Here is an 18013-nt window from a genome sequence, read left to right as displayed (position 1 = left end):
AGCCGACCCGGACGATGGAAACAGTGTCGATCAGCTGTCCATACGGTTGAACCGTCCGAAGAGTGCTCGATAGATGAGTGCACCGAGCGCACCGCCGATGAGCGGGAACACGATGAACAACCACACCTGACCGAGTGCACCGTCCTGGAACGGCGCGACAGCGAGGCTTCGAGCGGGGTTGACGGAGGTGTTGTCGATCGGGATCGAGATCAGGTGAATGACGGCCAGGGTGAAGCCGATGGACACCCCGGCGAGAGGCACGTCGGAGATCTGGTCGGTCGACGCGAGAACGACGAATACCAGCAGTGCTGTCAGCAGGATCTCGATGATCATGGCGGCACCGATGCCGTAGCCGTCGGAAACCACGTTTCCGAGAAGATTCTTCTCGGCAGACGGACTGTGTGCGCCCCAACCGTTTGCACCCAAACCGTCAGCAGCACGGTTGTACGCCGGGAGACTGTTGGCCACCGTGTAGATCACGACGCCTGCGACCAAGCCGCCGATCACTTGCGCGACAACGTAAATCGCCGCATTGACGGCTGAGATTCGCCCGATCACGAATTGGCCGAGAGTCACGGCTGGGTTGACGTGGCAACCGGAAATCGGGCCGATCGCATATACGAGGAACAGCAGGGTCAGGCCGAATGCGAAGGCAACTCCGAGGTTGCCGACTTTCGCACCTGCAAAGACGGCAGTTCCGACTGCGGAGAACACGAGCACAAATGTTCCCACCGCTTCGGCCGCATACTTCTTCACATCCGAGATCGGTTCGATCTCAGTCAATTCCTGTGCAGTTGGAGACATATTCCCACCTTCTTCTCATCGAACGGTAGTAATGCTCACGCGCCTAGATTTGCCGGACTTTACGCAAGCCTGGTGATCTCCACAACAACTTCGAGATCTGTGGAGCGTCCACCGGAAAAGATTCCCTTCAAAGGCGGCACATCCGAATAGTCCCTTCCTATTCCGACCGAGACATGCTGTTCATTCACAGCTATCGCATTGGTCGGGTCGTATCCCCACCACGCGCCGGTCCACGCTTCGATCCACGCGTGCGATTCCCCGACCACCGTGTCCCCGACTGCCGCATCACGTTTGGGGTGGAGATAGCCGGAAACGTATCGACACGGTATCCCCATCGTTCGAAGCAACACCAAGGTCAGATGCGCATAGTCCTGGCAGACACCTTTCCTGGCCGACCAGGCCTCCACCGCCGACGTATGCACTCCGGTCGTACCGGGAACATATGACATTTCGCCGTAAACCCATTGCGACGCAGCCACTACTGCATCTTCAGGTGATTTATCTTTGCGCAATTCCTTGGCAATTGTCGCCAGCTTACGATCACGCGGAACGTATCTCGTGAAACTCAGTTGTTCGTTGAATCGATCTTTAATCGCGTTTCCCGACAATTCATCCCAGTCGACGGTTTCCTCGGGCTGAACGAACGGTTCCGTCTCCACCACCGACAGCCCGGTCACTTCGAGTTCCGTATGCGGGGCGTGCAAGTCGAAGGCGGTCACCGCGGTGCCCCAGTAATCGGTGTATCGGTAGGAACGCGTTGCCGGCTGGGTTTCGACGCGCGTGAGTATCACCGTCTGCCTGGTGTCGCCGCGAGGTGTCAATCGCGCTTCGTTGTACGACGACGTCACCGGGGCGTCGTACGCATATCCCGTGGTGTGCACGACCCTCATCCGCCAGCTCACAGCTCTCCCTCCACCGTCGACTCCGCGTACGCGGCGCCGGCATCCGTCCACGCGACCCACGGCGCAGCGTGGAAGTACTGCAATGCAATTGCCTCACCCAGTTCGCGGCATGTCTCCTGCCAACCGAGCAACCGTCCCTGCAGATCCTCGAGCAACACGCCCTGCGGCAGAAACTCGAGCTCACTGCGTGCGCGGCCCAGAAGCCGCGGCGCCTCCGCCCGGATTCCGACGCGACTGCCCGGCTGCGGGTCGAGCTCCTGCAGGCACTTCTCGGCCTGCCTGATCGAGTGGAACACCGAGCGCGGAAAGAGCCTGTCCAACAAGATGAACTCGACGACGCGATTGGCGTCGAGCGCTCCGCGATACGTACGCAGATACGTGTCATGTGCGCCCGCCGAGCGAAGAACGCTGACCCATGCCGGCGACGACGGGCGGTCACCGGCGCGCGCCAGAAGCATCCGCACGATCATGTCGACACGTTCGATCGACCTGCCCAGCAGAAGGAACCGATAGCCGTCGTCGCGACTGAGCGTGGAATCCGCCAGGCCCGCGAACATCGCTGCGCGTTCCTCCACATAGCGGAAGAACTCGTGTGGCCCCAGCCTGCGTGAGGCACGTTCACGCTCGGCCAGTCCGTTGTACGTGGTGTTCAGGCACTCCCACATCTCACTCGACGTGACCTCACGCGCCCCGCGAGCATTCTCACGAGCACTTGCCAGCGAGTCGACGATCGAACCAACCTGGTTGCGGCTGAACGCAACCAGATCGGTGAGCGAGCGCACGTCGAGCTTGCCCTCCGGCGCCTCGATGCCGAGGACACGCAGGAGCAGACGCGACGTGCGGTCCGGGTCGACGGTGGCGTCGTCGAGCAATTGATGGACGGCGACGTCGAGGATCCGAGCAGTGTCGTCGGCGCGCTCGACGTAGCGGCCGATCCAGTAGAGGGACTCTGCGTTGCGAGCAAGCATCGGTCACCACGCTCCGTTCACTGATAGTTCTTGGTAGCTGGGCACTTCCGAGGTGTTCACTGTTGCTGCTGCTGTTGTTGCTGCGAGGTGCTCAGTTCGGGACCCTGCACCGGCTCCGCGGATTCCGGGGGCTCGGACACCAGTTCCTCGCCTGACAACTCTGGGTCTTCGTCAGAGGTGCGACTCGCAAGCACCCACGTGTCCTTGCTTCCGCCGCCCTGGCTGGAGTTGACCACCAGCGAACCTTCCGGAAGTGCCACCCGGGTCAGGCCGCCGGGCAACACCCACACGTCCTCACCGTCGTTGACGGCAAAGGGCCGCAAGTCCACGTGGCGCGGCGAGAGAACATCGTCGATCTTGGTCGGCACCGTGGACAACTGCACGAGTGGCTGCGCAATCCACCCGCGCGGGTCTGCCTTGATCTTGCGGGTGATCGCGGCCAGTTCCTTGGGGCTCGCGTCGGGTCCGAAGACGATTCCGTAGCCGCCGGACCCTTCCACCGGCTTGATGACCAGTTCGGCGACGCGGTCGAGGACTTGCTCGCACTCCTCGTCCAACCAACAGCGGAACGTGTCGACGTTCTGCAAGAGCGGCTTCTCACCGAGGTAGTAGTCGATGATCTGCGGAACGTAGGTATAGACGAGTTTGTCGTCACCGACTCCGTTGCCGACGGCGCTCGAGATCACCACGTTGCCCGCCCGCGCCGCATTCAGTAGGCCTGCGACGCCGAGAATCGAATCCGGACGGAAGTGCATCGGGTCGAGATACTCGTCGTCGATGCGGCGATAGATGACATCGACCTGGCGCTCGCCTTCCGTAGTGCGCATGTACACCATGTTGTCGCGGCAGAACAGGTCGCGACCTTCGACGAGTTCCACACCCATCTGACGAGCGAGCAACGAATGCTCGAAATAGGCGGAATTGGCGATACCCGGTGTGAGAACAACCACTGTCGGGTCCGCTTCGTTGAGTGCAGCACCCGCACGCAGCGCCCTCAGCAGGTGTGTTGCGTAATCACCGACCGCCCGCACCTTGTGGGACATGAACAGATCCGGGAACACCCGAGTCATGGTGCGACGGTTTTCCATCACATAGGAGACACCGGACGGAGATCGCAGATTGTCCTCGAGGACTCGGAACTCTCCCGCCTCGTCTCGGACCAGGTCGATACCCGCGACGTGAATTCGCACACCGTTGGGCGGCACGATGCCGGCCGCTTCACGGTGGAAGTGCTCGCACGAGGTCACCAGGCGGCGCGGCAACACGTGATCGCGCAGGATTCGCTGCTCGCCGTAAATGTCCGCGAGGAACAACTCGAGCGCCTTCACTCGCTGCTTGATGCCCTTTTCCAGCCGCGACCACTCCTGCGCGGCGATGACGCGCGGCACCAGATCCAACGGAAACGGTCGCTCCTGCCCGGACAGCGAGAACGTCACGCCCTGGTCGATGAATGCGCGTCCGAGTGCGTCGGCACGCGCGGCAAGGTCGGCGCTGCTCGTCGGCGCCAGGGCTTTGTACACACCCTTGTACGGACCACGCACCGAGCCGTCGGGCTCGAACATCTCGTCGAAAGCCAACTCGTAGCGACCGATGTCTGAATATCCGTCGAACACTGCGGCAGGACGCGCTCGGGTGGTGGTCGAACCTGTTTTACTCGAACTTTTCGAAGGCGGCGGCGTCATAGGGCAACATGCTGCTACAAGTGGGGCTATTCGGCAGCGCGGCGAGAAATCGGGCGCTCGGTGTACCCTTCTCGACAGACGCAACGTGCGACGGTTTGGGTTCTTGGGCCCTCGGCTGGTAATCTTGCCAGTCGGTGCATCAGTGCGCCCACAGCTTTCTCGACCGTAACCAGCTAAAGACGACAAGGATTTTACGCGTGGCCAACATCAAGTCCCAGGTGAAGCGAATCCGTACCAACGAGGCGGCCCGACTCCGTAACCAGTCGGTGAAGTCCTCGCTGCGTACCGCGATCCGTTCATTCCGCGAGGCTGCGGCAGCCGGTGACAAGGACAAGGCCAACGAGCTCCTCGTCTCCACCAGCCGCAAGCTCGACAAGGCAGCCAGCAAGGGCGTCATTCACGCCAACCAGGCTGCCAACAAGAAGTCTGCACTCTCGCAGGCTGCCAACAAGCTCTGACGTTTCCACTGTGACGGTTCGCCGTCACACTGGTTCGTCTCGATAGCCGCCAGGTCGAAAGACCAGGCGGCTATTTTGCGTATTCAATCGGGTCAGTGCGAAGACCCGCCATCCATGTCTTGCAGCGAATATGTGGAGCGGGCAGCAACCATCTGATGATGGCGATCAACGGGCACGGGAAGCGCCCTCGCAGCTGGTTGTTCACGACTGTCTTCTGGGCGGTCGTCGCTTTCGGCGTAGTGGCCGCCCTGGGAATCCCTCGTTGGTGGGAATCATTGACGGTTGCAGTCGTCGGAGGTGCCGCAAGCTACGGATGGTGTAAGCGCAGGCAACGTAGCGAATTCCGGATCTTCTTCGGCGTGATGTGTTCACTCGTTGCGATTCTGGCGGTTCTCGCCGTTGGACGAGCGCTACTCACCACCGTGAAGGTGCCGGTGGACAGCATCGGACAAGAAACCATTGTCTGCGGCAGTGTGGTGAATCCGGTGTCGCACGACTCACTACGGGTGACCGACATCAGAACAGGTGAACCAACGACACGGCCTCAGGCCATTCCGCATACTCAGTTGGAGCAAGCCTGCGTGAAACGCCTCGACTACCGGGCGGGTGAGGCCACGGCCGCCACTGTCGTCGGACTACTTCTGGCCGGACGCGCAGTAGGCCACGTTGTACTCAGTTCTTCCGCAACGCGCACACTTTCCGCACTGCCATCTCCAGGGCGAAGGACGAGTCGACTGCGGCACCCTTCACGTCGGCATTGAGGGCGGCGACGATCTGCATCGCAGCGCCGATCGACGTGGGATCCCAGCCGCCGACCTCCTTGATCGCCTTCTTGACCTTCCACGGCGGCATTCCGAGATCCGACGCCAACCGGAACGGGTCACCGCCCCGTGCAAACGGGCCGACCTTCGCGATGGTGTGGACTGCGTCGGCGAGGGCATCCGCGAGCAGAACATGGGCTGTTCCGATCTGATCTGCCCATCGGAGCGCCTCGAGCGCACCCCGGGTATCGCCGACGATGACTTTGTCGGCCACGTCGAATCCGGAAACCTCGGCCTTGCCCGAGTAATACTTGTGGACTGCATCCACGTCGATCTTGCCGCCCGTATCTGCCGCCAATTGCGAGCAGGCCGACGCGAGTTCGCGGAGGTTGGAGCCGACGCTTTCGATCATCGCGGCGATCGCATCTGGCGCAACCCTGACGTCTGCGGTCCGAAACTCACCCCGGACGAAGTCGACAAGCTGACTCTTGTTCAGTTTTCCGCACGCATGAACCGTCGCGCCGAGCTTCTCGAGGGCCGGCGCCAACGCTTTCGCGCGACCGCCGCCCGAGTGCACGACGATCAGAACCACACCTTCTGCCGGCTCGCGTGCAGCCTCCAGGACAAGCGCTACGGCATCTTTGCCTGCTTCTGCAGCCGATTCCAAGACGATCACACGGTCTTCGGCAAAAAGAGAAGGGCTGAGCAACTCGGCCAACTCGGGAGCATTGGTGTCGCCCGCACGCATCTTGGTCACCGGGAGATCCGAAATACCCTGGCCGCGGTCACCGCGGACGGCTCTGATGAGCTGCGATACCGTGCGGTCGATCAGGAACTCGTCGTCCCCGAGAACAAGATGCAGCGGATCGACTCCAGACGGATTACTCACCCGAAGATGGTCCCACGAGGAACCGACACGATCGACACAGACCCGCCGCCCCCGCCGTACACAGCGACGGTGCCGTCGACGTCGGTCCGAACCACCGCCCCGCCCAATGAATCCAGTTCATCGAGAACCTCCGCATTCGGGTGCCCGAAACTGTTGCCGACGCCGACGCTGATCATCGTCAACCTCGGACGCACCGCTTCCAGAAATGCCGACGACGTGGTCCGAGAACCGTGATGGGGCAGCTTCAACACATCGGCCTTCACGTCCGCTCCCGATCGGAGCATGGCCTCCTCCCCCGCAACTTCGGCGTCGCCCGTCAACAGAATTCGACCCGCGCCCGTGTGCGCCATCACCACCAGCGACTGATCGTTCGCGGCGTCCGCGCCGTCCCCCGCATCGCGGGGAGCCGGAAGCAACGGTCCGAGAACCTCCACGTTCACCGATCCCAGCGTCAACTCCATACCTGCGCGCAACGAGACAACCGGAACGGCCTGCGAGTCGGCGGTATCCTTCACCGCTCGAAAACCTGACTCCGGCAACAACATCGACCCGACTCCGATCACAGCGACCGAACGCCCACTCAGGACTGCTTCCAATCCACCGATGTGATCGGCATGAAAATGACTGATCATCAGCAACGCGATGTCGTTGACGTCCAACATGTTCAGGCAACGATCCATCGACGTGGGATCAGGACCGACATCGATCACGATCACCCTGCCGTCTCCAGTCGAGAGCACAAGACCGTCCCCCTGGCCGACGTCGCACATCACCAGTGCCCACCCCGGAGCAATACGGCCACCCCCGAACACGTGCTGAAAGATCAGGGCCAGAACAACTCCCAGAACGAGAACGCCGAGCACCCATCTCGAAATCCGATTCCACAGCGTCAGGGTCGTCGCCAGTAGGACTCCCACGACGACGAGGGCACCGATGAGTCCTGACGGCACTACCACCGACGCTCCGGGAAGCGCCGCCGCCCGCTCGGACACGCACAGCAGCCACCCCATCGGCGGCCGCACCAATGGCGCGACGAACACCGCGATCGGTGGACAGATCAGCGCACACAAGGCAATCACCGCACCGAACACCGTGATGATTCCGATCACCGGCGCCACCGCCATGTTCGCGGCAATCGTGACCACGCTGAAGGTTCCCGCCATGGCGCCCACCAACGGTGCAGTCACGACAAACGCAGCACCCGAGACAGCTGTCATCTCCGAAAACCAACGGGGCCAGCCTCTTCGGCGAAGCACGTCCACCCACACCGGAGCAATGATCACCAGCGCGCCCGTCGCAGTAGTCGACAGCGCAAATCCCCAGTCGACGGCCAGCTCGGGCCTCACGACTACCAGAACGATGACGGCGGCGGCAAGCGCAGGCAGCGCCTGTTTGCGCCGACCAGTGACCAGACTGAGCAGGCCTACCAAGCCCATCACCGACGCGCGTAGAACACTCGGCGACGGCCTCGCGACGACAACAAAGGCAACGAGGGCTACCACCGCCAAAGCGGCGCCGACCCGTGGACTGAGCGCCGCGGCTCTGACCAACAGCAGAACGGCCCCGAGCAGAATGCTGATGTTGGCGCCGGACACCGCGGTGAGATGGGAAAGTCCGGCAACGGTGAAGTTGTCCTTCACCACCGGCGACAGCGCCGACGTGTCTCCGACGACGAGGCCAGGCAGCAGACCCGCCTGATCCGGCGGGAGTGCAGCCGAGCACGCAGCCGCGAAACGAATGCGCACCACACTTGCCCATCGCTGATACCAGGGCACTTCTCCCACCGCGACGGGAGGCCCTTCGGACGTGATCACGGCGAGCGTGGAATCGCTACGCCATGGCTGACTCGCCCGGCCACGAACCGTGAGGCTCTGCCCTGGAACAACTTCGAGCCACGACGAACTGGGCGCCCGGATGGTGACCAAGCCGCCTCCGGAGTACCTGCGGTTCTGGGCAGTCACCGAATTGACGGTTGCCCTGAAGACGACCTGACCTTGACCCACCGCGCCGGAGACCGCGTGCGGATCCTCCGAGGGTTCCACTTCGACACTCACCCAAGCTCCCTCGAGAGAGGCTCGGGTCAGTGGGTGCCTCTCCGCCTCGGACGCCCGCCACCCGCCGACGGCACTACACCCGGCACCGAACAGCAATGCAACCAACATGATTCGTACCCACCCCGCTGATGTCCGGCGCACAACCACGTAAGTGAGGAGTGCCGCTGGAACCGCACACGCCACCGCCAGTACCCACGCGGCGACCGGGCCGAACAGGATCCCCACCGCACTGCTCCCCCACACCGCGACCGCCGACAGAAGCAGTCGAGCGTCGAGGACCGGCGAGGCTTCCGGTTCGTTCACACCGACACCAGCACTCGCAATTTGGCCAACCTTGCCGGGCCGATCCCGTCGACTTCCCCCAATTGTTCTATGTCCGTGAATTTTCCGTTGGATGTGCGCCAGGAGATGATCGCCGCAGCCGTTACCGGCCCTACCCCGGGAAGCTCGTCCAGTTCGGCCTCGGTGGCGGTATTGAGGTTCACCAGCCCAGCCCCGCCGGATTCCCCTGTAGCTGCGGGGCTGGTCCCTCCTGCAGTGGTACTCGAAGAAACACCACCGGACTGATCGGCCGCACCAACCACGATCTGATCGCCGTCGACAAGTTTCTGAGCCAGATTCAGGCCCACCGTCTCCGCTCCGTCGAGCACGCCACCTGCCGCAGCAAGCGCGTCGGCGATGCGCGAGCCCGAATGAAGATTGACAAGCCCAGGCGTGCGCACGAGCCCGACGACACTGACCACCACAGCCTCGGGCGGCTGCTCTGCCACGACGCCGGTCGGTACAGGACTGGCTGATTCACCATCGCCGGCAGTCACATTCTTCTCCGTGACATTCTGGGGCGAGGGCAACGGTGGGACCGCCTGCATGCTCGGAGAATCCCACCACACGGCGAACAAGCCGATTCCCGTGGCCAGAACTGCAACGATCGCCAACACCCAGGTCGCCGACCGACTCGGGCGCCAACGTGTACCGCGCCAGTGTTCGGGCAATCGGTCGAACCGTGACGAGTCGGGCTGAGCGTCGTAGTCGTCCTCGTCGAAGTCCCGAAGCCACTCGGGGGACCTCTCGAAAGACCCTGAATCCTCGAATTCGTCGACGTCCTCGTGTCGCCGCCGGTAGTTGCCGTCCATCGCCGCGAGGCGATCACGCGCCCGCTCGCGCTCCTCGCTGATCCTCATGACTGGACGCTAACGAGAGACCTCGCCGCCAACGACGAACAATTTGTATCTGTGGAGAACTCGCGGATTGTGGAGAAACGATCAGGCGCTCGTGTCGATCTCCGGCAACGGGCACACCACAACACCGATCGCGCCGACACCGACGTGCGCTCCGATAACCGCACTGAAGTCGGTGACGACGGATTCCGCTACATCGGGAATGCGCTCGGCCAACTGTTCGGCTATCCCGTCCGCACGCTCTCGCGCGCGCATGTGATGCACGGCTATCGCCACACGACCGAGACCGGCGCGTTCGACTGCCGAATCCACCAAGCGCGCAAGAGCTTTGGTGGTGGTACGTGTTTTCTCGCCGAGCACCAGCTTGCCGTCCACCAGATGCAGGATCGGTTTCATGGCCAATGCAGTGCCCAGCAGTGCGGCCGCGGTTCCGATTCGTCCGCCCCTACGCAATTGATCAAGTTTGTCGACGACGATGTAGCAGCGCCCACGGCTCGCTACGTCGACCGCCCGGCCGTACGCCTCTTCGAGTGAAGCGCCCTTCTCGGCCAAGCGTGCAGCTTCGAGAGCCGGATAGCCCAAACCCATACCGGCGGACTGTGAATCGACGATCCGGACGGCGCCACCGAATTCCTGGGCTGCGACTCGTCCGGCTTCCCACGTTCCCGAGAGTTGCCGTGAAATGTGCACGGCGAGAACGCCGTCACCGTCGCTCATGTCCAGGGCGCGTGCATACGCTTCGGACAACTCGGCGGGCGACGCTCCGGCCGTTGTCACTCCTGACAGGTCGCTCGGCATTGCGTCGACACCCTCACGCAAGTCGCAGCCGTCACGGAGCACATGGAGCGGAACCACCTGAATCCCACATGCGTCGGCCGACTCCTGCGGGATGCAGGCGGAGGAATCCGTGACGACGACGACCGGCATTCTGCTACCCGACTTCGCTCGGCGGTGATACCAGTTGCGGCGAAACCACTTTCTTCGACTCCACCCCGCGAATCGCAGCGATCATCGCGCGGGCTACACCGACATGACCGTCCCAACCCCAGTGAATACCGTCGGGGTTGCCGTTCTCGGAAAAGACGTTGTCACGCACTGCATCCGCGAGATCGACTACGGGAACGTCTTTCTCCGTAGCCCACTCGGTGATCGCGGACACCGCGGCAGGCCGGCCGGCGTGCACGCTCGCGTAGGCATCGCTGCGGTGCACTGACGGCAGGGTCGCGATCATCGGCAGTTCCGGCCGCATGTACTCCAACGCATTTCGCGAGCTTTCCAGATACTCGACGCTCAGCTTGGGCGGAAGTGCGACCGGGCGGCCCAGAGGTGCAAGCCGCGGCTGCAGCCATTGATAACCCTCGCGCACCACGCGTCGAAGCGCGGGTGGCCGAACGTAGCGGATGGTCTCGCGGAGCGCGGTAGGCAATGGGGACGGCAGCGAGTCCATCCCGCCGACCGCGAACACGACGGCGCCGGCCCGCGGCACCGCCGCCCACACACGAGGATCCTGAATCAGTGCCCACCACGCGTCGCGACACGTCCATCCGATACGGGCGACCAACTCGACGTCCCAGCCGAGTTCGTCGGCCACGATGTTCGGCCAGATGCGTGGATGATCTGCCGCGAGGCCGCCTTTGGGGCCGAAATACGACAGCGAATCCGCGAGTACGAGGAGGACGGGGCGCTGCCCGTCGGCACTTTCAGAGGACGTCATTTGCGACACTCGCAGAAGCATTCCATACGTCGAGTCGCCACTCGATCGACTTGACGTCACCATGTCCACTGAGTTGCACCCAACTGGTGTTTCCCAATCCGCCGAGGACGGCCCAGCGATCGACGGGTAGGTCGAGCAATGCCGCTGTCAGTGCCGCGATCAAGCCTCCGTGCGCCACCAGAACCACGGGCCGCTCGGCCCAGTCCGGGTGCGTGTCGAGCAATTCGTGAACTACGGGGAGGCTGCGATTCGCGACGTCGATTCGGCTTTCGCCGCCGGGCGGCGCCAACGTGGCATCCGCTCGCCACGCAGATCGCACACCGGGAGTGCGCTCGTCGACGTCATGATGAGTCAGGCCCTGCCATTCCCCCAGGTGTGTCTCACGCAGACGCGTGTCGGTGAGGACCGGAAGTCCGGCGGCATCACCGACAGCGACGGCTGTGAAATACGCGCGACGCAGATCCGAGGACACGATCGTCAACGGCCTGCGATCGGCGATCACCGGACCTGCACTCTTGGCCTGCGTGCGCCCCAACTCCGACAGGTCGGTGTCGAGTTGCCCCTGCATCCGAGAGTCGGCGTTGTATTCGGTCTGTCCGTGACGCAGCAGGATGAGCCGGCGGACAGGGTTCGACGCCGCACTGGGCGCCGACGAAGTCACAGCGAGGGATCCTGCGCGTCCGGCTCGGAAACCGTGTCGGTCTCGAACACCGTGTTGGCGTCGGCGGGGCCGGGACGGTTCTGTCCGAGGCCTTCGACCTCGACCGTCGGGCAGTCCTTCCACAGACGATCGAGAGCGTAGAAGTTGCGCTCCTCGTCATGCTGGACGTGGACGACGATGTCGGCGTAGTCGAGCAGTGCCCAGCGGCCCTCGCGGGTGCCTTCACGGCGGACCGGCTTGTGTCCCGCTTCGCGGAGACGGTCTTCGATGTTCTCGACAATCGAGTTGACCTGACGCTCGTTCGTCGCAGATGCGATGACGAAGCAGTCCGTGATGACCAGCTGTTCGGACACATCGAGCACCACCACTTCGGTGGCCAGCTTCTCGTCGGCTGCCAAGGCCGCGATGCGTGCCATGTCGATGGCTTCGGTGTTTGCGCTCACTCGATGTTCTCCAGTTTCGTCTTCAGAAAGTACTTGTTGTGCTCGGCTAGCTCGATTCGGCGCCCGGGACGGCTTCCGACTTCCCCGGTGCGGGCTCCGACATCGTTGTAGCTCCGTCGCGCCGCTCCGCGTCGACAGGTCGATACAGGTTCCGCTTCGAGATGTACTGCACCACTCCGTCCGGCACCAGGTACCAGACGGGGCGGTCTTCACTTGCCCGACGCCGACATTCGGTCGACGAAATGGCAAGTGCCGGAATCTCTATCAACGTGACCGCGTCGGCGGGCATGGTGTCGAGGTGACCGGCCAGGTGCTCTGCATTGAGATCGAAACCCGGTCGCGATACCCCGACGAACTTCGCCAATGCGAACAACTCTTCCCAATCTTGCCAGGAAAGGATGCTGGCCAGCGCATCGGCACCGGTGATGAAGAAGAGTTCGGCGTCAGGGTGGTAGGCCCGGAGGTCTCGCAGCGTGTCCACGGTGTACGTCACTTTTTCACGGTCGACGTCGACCCGAGAGACGGAAAACCGCGGGTTGGAGGCGGTGGCGATGACCGTCATGAGGTACCGGTCCTCGGCAGGACTGACGCCCTTCCCCTGCTTCTGCCAAGGCCGTCCGGTGGGGACGAAGATCACTTCGTCGAGTCCGAACCGGTCGGCGACCTCACTGGCCGCAACGAGGTGGCCATGGTGAATGGGGTCGAAGGTGCCACCCATCACTCCTAGGCGTCGAGCACGTTCCACCGATAGTCCCTTCTGCACGAGTGTCGAGCTTACGGGTCAGACCGGCAGCAGACGGGACACGACGTCGGCAAGCTGCTGGGCCGAGCGGCACTCGTGCATGCTGATGACCTCGTTGTAGACCTTCGCCGCGGAGTCACCCGTTCCCCATTGCCCCTTCGGCTCGGGGTTGAGCCAGTGCGCGTGCTTGGCTACTGCCACCATCTGCGACAGCGACTGAAGGTTGGGATCGCGGTAGTTGTTGCGACCGTCGCCGAGTACCAGTAGCGACGTGCGACTGGTGATCGACTGCGCGAACTTCTCCTGGAACACTCCGAAGGCGTGTCCGTAGTCTGAGTGGCCGTCGTAGGTGATCAGTTCGGCCTCACGCACCATCCGTGACATCGCTGATCCGAGGTCTGCGTTCGAGTCGAAGAACCGCGTGACCTCGTCGGTCGTGTCGATGAACGCGAACACCCGCACACGCGAGAACTGCTCACGCAAAGCGTTCACGAGCAGCAGAGTGAAATGGCTGAACCCCGCCACCGAGCCGGACACGTCGCACATCACCACAAGTTCGGGCCGCGCCCGCTTCGGCTTGCGCTGCACCAGATCGATCGGCACTCCGCCCGTCGACATGGACTTGCGCAACGTACGACGTAGGTCGATCGAACCCGCGCGAGAGCGGCTACGACGCACGGCGAGACGACTGGCCAACAAGCGAGCCAGAGGTGCGACGTTCTTCTTCAGCGTGGTGAGTTCGGCATCGGACGCTCGCAAGAAGTCGACTTCCTCGGCGAGTTTCGGAACGCCGTACGTGGCGACCCGCTCCTTGCCCAAATTCTCGGCTGTGCGTCGACGCGTTTCCTTCTCGACCATCTTGCGGAAGTCCGCGATGCGCTGCGCTGCCGTGCGCTTGGCGACCTCGGACTGATAGTCGGAGTTGTCCTTGCCCTCTGACCCGGAACCCTCCTGGTTGCCGAGCAGGCCCTGCAGGATCTTGTTGAGCAACGTCTCCGGGGCGACGTCGCGCAGCGCCTGGTAGGCGGAGAACGACGGGCCGTTGCTCGACTGGTACTGCCCGAGTTCCTCGACCATCGCGGCGGTCAGGAGTTCGGTCATCTCCATCGCCTTGTCACTGCCGTCTGTCAGCAGTTCGGCGATCAGCTCACGCAATGCCTGCAGGTCGATCGAGCCGTCTGGCTTGCGCGGCAGTGTGACGTCGACGTCGCCGACCGCACGGTCACCGATCGCCTTGGGGAACCACAGGTCGAAGACGGCGTCGAACGTCGCCCGGTGGGTCGGCCTGCGCAGGAGCGAGCATGCCAGCCCTTCACGAAGCGCTTCACGATCGAGCAGGTCGAGAACAGACATGACCTGACCGGCGTCGACTGTCTCGGACGGGCCGACCATGATTCCGCGTCGTCGCAGAGCCTCGACAAAATCGACGAGGTGACCGGGAATCCCGTGCGGCGCTGCCAGGCCGCCAGGTGAGAGCGGCGACGTCGATGCTGCGGGAGCCATGTCAGACCTCAGTTCAGCCGAAGTTCAGCGGCAGCACGCACCTGGTCCGACTGGTGCTTGAGGATCACGCCGAGCGTGGCGCGAACGGCATCGTCGTCGAGAGTGTCCATGCCCAGAGCAAGAAGGGTGCGTCCCCAGTCGATGGTCTCGGATACCGAAGGGACCTTCTTGAGCTGCATTCCGCGAAGAACACGAATGGTGTTGACCAGCTGCTCGGCAATCGCTTCAGGAAGCTCCGGCACACGGCTTGCGAGGATGCGACGCTCGAGGTCGGCGTCCGGGAAATCGAGATGCAGGAAGAGGCAACGACGCTTCAGAGCCTCCGAGAGTTCACGAGTGGCATTCGAGGTCAACACCGTGAACGGCTTGCGGGTGGCGGTGATCGTTCCGAGCTCGGGGATCGTGACCGCGAAGTCGCTGAGCACTTCGAGGAGCAGACCTTCGATCTCGACGTCTGCCTTGTCCGTCTCGTCGATCAACAGCACCGTCGGGTCCTCGCGGCGAATGGCCTTGAGCAGTGGACGTGCGAGCAGGAACTCCTCCGAGAAGACATCCGCCTTCGTCGAGTCCCAGCTGTGGTCGACCGCGACATCACCCCTCGCTCCGCTCGCCCCGCCCGACTGAATCCGAAGAATCTGCTTCGCGTGGTTCCACTCGTACAGCGCACGAGCCTCGTCGACGCCCTCGTAGCACTGCAGACGCACCAGTTCTGCGCCCGTGGTCTGGGCGACTGCGCGGGCGAGTTCCGTCTTTCCGACACCGGCCGGGCCCTCGATGAGCAGCGGCTTGCCCAGACGATCGGCCAGGAAGACTGCCGTCGCGGTGGCCTTGTCGGACAGATAGCCGGTTTCGGCCAGCCGTTCGATCACGTCGTCGACGGTCGAGAAGAACGGCGTCGTGTCGGGAAGTGCTCGGTCCACGGTTAACTCCTTGAGAGGTGGGGCAAGTCTGGTGAACTTTTCAGGCGGGTCGGGTATGCCCGTCGCCCCAGACGATCCACTTGGTGGACGTCAGTTCCGGTAGCCCCATGGGGCCACGCGCGTGCAGTTTCTGGGTGGAGATGCCGATCTCGGCGCCGAACCCGAACTGCTCACCGTCGGTGAAGGCAGTCGACGCATTGACCATCACTGCCGCAGCGTCGACTCGAGCGGTGAACTCGCGGGCAGCCGAGAGATCGGACGTCACGATGGCTTCGGTGTGGCCGGTCCCGTACTGGTCGATGTGCCCGACGGCAGCGTCCAAGTCCTTGACGACCTTGAGGGCGACGTCGAGGGTGAGGTATTCCTTCGACCAGTCGTCCTCGGTCGCGGGAACCAGTCCCGGCAGATCACCGTGCACGACGACGTCGTGCATCTGGAGCGCTTGGAGCAGCTTCGGCACGGCCGTCTCGGCAATAGCGGCGTCGACCAGCACCGTCTCTGCCGTGTTGCAGACACTGGGCCGACGGGTTTTGGAGTTGAGAAGAATCTTCTCGGCCATCAGTAGATCGGCGGCCGAGTGAACATAGACGTGGCAGTTACCGACACCGGTCTCGATGGTGGGGACAGTGGCATCGCGAACTACGGCGCTGATCAGGCCGGCACCGCCGCGCGGGATGACTACATCGACGAGGCCGCGGGCCTGGATGAGGTGCGTGACCGTCGACCGATCCGCACTCGGCAGAAGTTGAACGGAATCCTCGGGCAGTCCCTGGTCAATCAACGACGCGCGCAGAGCCGCCACTAACGCTTCGTTGGACTTGACCGCCGAGGACGAACCACGAAGCAGCGCAGCATTTCCCGACTTGAGAGTGAGCCCGAAAGCGTCGACGGTAACGTTGGGGCGAGCCTCGTACACCATGCCGACGACACCGAGCGGAACGCGCTGCTGGCGTAGCTCCAAACCGTTCGGCAAAGTAGATCCACGAAGCACTTCACCGATCGGATCGGGTAGTCCGGCAACCTGACGCAAACCCGACGCGATGCCCTCGATCCGCTCAGCGGTCAGACGAAGACGGTCGAGCAGCGATTCCTCGGTGCCGCCCGCCTTCGCGGTGTCGATATCGAGAGCGTTGGCCGCGAGAATCCGATCACTTGCCGCGAGTACCGCGTCGGCTGCGGCGTTGAGCGCAGCATCCTTCTGCGCCGTGGTCAGCAGAGCCAGGACGCGCGAAGCCTTACGGGCTCGGCGTGCGGCGTCGTGCACGACGGACTTGGTGTCGGACGCGTTCGAGTCGACGGTTTCTGCGTTGGAAGTCACAGCGGTCATGAATACACATTAACCACCCACCGTGACGGCCTGCTCGGCGGAACGAGGCTGTGACCACCCGGGACCATTCCGGCGGACCGCCTGCGAACATTTAGGCGGACCGCCTGCGAACATTTCGGCGGACCGCCGGGGAACAATTCCGGCGCGCGACACTGTTGCACCCACCGACCTTCTTCTTCGAGTCAGGAGCCATCCGTGAGTGTGTTGTTCGAGCCTTTGACCCTGCGCGGCGTCACCATCCCGAACCGCGTCTGGATGGCACCGATGTGCCAGTACTCCGCTGACGTCATCGGCGACCAGGTCGGAGTGCCCAACGAGTGGCATCGCACGCATCTGGTGAGCCGTGCAATCGGCGGCACCGGCCTGATTCTCACCGAGGCGACGGCCGTCAATCCCGAAGGCCGCATATCGGCAGCTGATCTGGGGATCTGGAACGACACGCAGGCGCAAGCCTTCGCCGAGATCAACGCGCAACTCGCGTACTTCGGCGCAGTGCCCGGAATTCAGCTGGCCCACGCCGGACGCAAAGCGTCGACGCAGGTTCCGTGGCGCGGCGGCAAGAGTCTGCCCGCCGACGACCGACTCTCGTGGCAGACGGTTGCCCCGAGCGCGGCTCCGTTCGGTCACCTTGCCGATCCGGTCGAGCTCACCACGGAAGGCATCGAGAAGGTCGTCGCGGACTTCGCAGCGGCGGCTACCCGCGCACTGAAGGCCGAATTCAAGGTCGTGGAAATTCACGCGGCCCACGGATACCTGATCCATCAGTTCCTCTCCCCCGAGAGCAACAAGCGAACGGACCGCTACGGAGGCAGCTTCGAGAACCGCATCCGATTGCTCCTCGAAATCCTGAGCGCAGTCCGCGAGGTGTGGCCGGCCGAGCTACCGCTCTTCGTCCGGGTCTCGGCGACCGATTGGCTGACGGAAGAGCGTGGGCTCGAGGTCGACAGCTGGACCGCGGATCAGACCGTTGCCCTCGCCAACATCCTCTCCGACTACGGCGTCGATCT

Annotated in this window: 17 protein-coding genes; 2 read left to right on the top strand and 15 right to left on the bottom strand. The window is 63.2% G+C overall.

Annotation, left to right across the window (positions count from 1 at the left end):
* Positions 1–30: 30 nt before the first annotated feature.
* The 4 genes from ACYP01_RS17825 to ACYP01_RS17810 are packed head-to-tail and all read right to left on the bottom strand — an operon-like array spanning position 31 to position 4356.
* The gene (locus ACYP01_RS17825; protein ID WP_003944482.1) at positions 31–804 is read right to left on the bottom strand and encodes an aquaporin; all 774 of its coding nucleotides are present in this window, start codon (positions 802–804) and stop codon (positions 31–33) included.
* Positions 805–863: 59 nt separating this feature from the next.
* Positions 864–1694, bottom strand: a complete 831-nt coding sequence (locus ACYP01_RS17820; protein WP_007731033.1) for a transglutaminase family protein — start codon at positions 1692–1694, stop codon at positions 864–866.
* An 8-nt stretch (positions 1695–1702) separates the two neighbouring features.
* The gene (locus tag ACYP01_RS17815; RefSeq protein WP_003944483.1) at positions 1703–2674 is read right to left on the bottom strand and encodes an alpha-E domain-containing protein; all 972 of its coding nucleotides are present in this window, start codon (positions 2672–2674) and stop codon (positions 1703–1705) included.
* Between the two features lie 56 nt (positions 2675–2730).
* Positions 2731–4356, bottom strand: a complete 1626-nt coding sequence (locus ACYP01_RS17810) for a circularly permuted type 2 ATP-grasp protein (RefSeq protein WP_003944471.1) — start codon at positions 4354–4356, stop codon at positions 2731–2733.
* A 197-nt stretch (positions 4357–4553) separates the two neighbouring features.
* Here ACYP01_RS17810 and rpsT point away from each other — a divergent pair, with 197 nt between their 5' ends.
* On the top strand, positions 4554–4814 hold the full coding sequence (gene rpsT, locus ACYP01_RS17805) for a 30S ribosomal protein S20 (protein WP_003944567.1): 261 nt from the start codon (positions 4554–4556) through the stop codon (positions 4812–4814).
* Positions 4815–5486: 672 nt separating this feature from the next.
* On the opposite strand, the gene holA is transcribed toward rpsT, so the two are convergent.
* From holA to ACYP01_RS17750, 11 genes are all read right to left on the bottom strand, one after another.
* A complete protein-coding gene (gene holA / locus ACYP01_RS17800) occupies positions 5487–6464 on the bottom strand; it encodes a DNA polymerase III subunit delta (protein WP_095969746.1) in 978 nt (325 codons plus the stop codon).
* Positions 6461–8821, bottom strand: coding sequence for a ComEC/Rec2 family competence protein (locus ACYP01_RS17795; RefSeq protein WP_459681536.1), 2361 nt, complete (start codon positions 8819–8821; stop codon positions 6461–6463). Before ACYP01_RS17795 ends, holA begins: the two co-directional genes overlap by 4 nt.
* Positions 8818–9699, bottom strand: a complete 882-nt coding sequence (locus tag ACYP01_RS17790; protein WP_054187681.1) for a helix-hairpin-helix domain-containing protein — start codon at positions 9697–9699, stop codon at positions 8818–8820. The genes ACYP01_RS17795 and ACYP01_RS17790 overlap by 4 nt, the downstream gene beginning before the upstream one ends.
* Positions 9700–9780: 81 nt before the next feature.
* Positions 9781–10623, bottom strand: a complete 843-nt coding sequence (locus tag ACYP01_RS17785; protein WP_003944515.1) for a DegV family protein — start codon at positions 10621–10623, stop codon at positions 9781–9783.
* A gap of 4 nt (positions 10624–10627) precedes the next feature.
* On the bottom strand, positions 10628–11410 hold the full coding sequence (gene octT, locus ACYP01_RS17780) for a diglucosylglycerate octanoyltransferase (protein WP_459681533.1): 783 nt from the start codon (positions 11408–11410) through the stop codon (positions 10628–10630).
* Positions 11397–12071: a histidine phosphatase family protein gene (locus ACYP01_RS17775; RefSeq protein WP_019749053.1), complete on the bottom strand. Its 675-nt coding sequence runs from the start codon at positions 12069–12071 to the stop codon at positions 11397–11399. The genes octT and ACYP01_RS17775 overlap by 14 nt, the downstream gene beginning before the upstream one ends.
* Positions 12068–12514 (bottom strand): ribosome silencing factor, encoded by a 447-nt coding sequence (gene rsfS, locus ACYP01_RS17770; protein WP_003944502.1) that lies wholly within the window; start codon positions 12512–12514, stop codon positions 12068–12070. Before rsfS ends, ACYP01_RS17775 begins: the two co-directional genes overlap by 4 nt.
* 46 nt (positions 12515–12560) lie before the next feature.
* Positions 12561–13277, bottom strand: coding sequence for a nicotinate-nucleotide adenylyltransferase (nadD, locus tag ACYP01_RS17765; RefSeq protein WP_003944462.1), 717 nt, complete (start codon positions 13275–13277; stop codon positions 12561–12563).
* Between the two features lie 18 nt (positions 13278–13295).
* Positions 13296–14759, bottom strand: a complete 1464-nt coding sequence (locus ACYP01_RS17760) for a vWA domain-containing protein (protein WP_064689238.1) — start codon at positions 14757–14759, stop codon at positions 13296–13298.
* Between the two features lie 8 nt (positions 14760–14767).
* Positions 14768–15679, bottom strand: a complete 912-nt coding sequence (locus tag ACYP01_RS17755) for an AAA family ATPase (RefSeq protein ID WP_003944506.1) — start codon at positions 15677–15679, stop codon at positions 14768–14770.
* Positions 15680–15719: 40 nt separating this feature from the next.
* On the bottom strand, positions 15720–17006 hold the full coding sequence (locus ACYP01_RS17750; protein ID WP_459681528.1) for a glutamate-5-semialdehyde dehydrogenase: 1287 nt from the start codon (positions 17004–17006) through the stop codon (positions 15720–15722).
* 195 nt (positions 17007–17201) lie between these two features.
* Here ACYP01_RS17750 and ACYP01_RS17745 point away from each other — a divergent pair.
* Positions 17202–18013, top strand: an 812-nt coding sequence (locus ACYP01_RS17745; protein WP_459681526.1) for an oxidoreductase, incomplete at its 3' end; no start/stop codon positions are given.

The organism is Rhodococcus sp. no. 34, from assembly GCF_054589475.1.
Note: the sequence above shows the minus strand (reverse complement) of the source record. Positions and strands in the feature narration are given on the sequence as shown.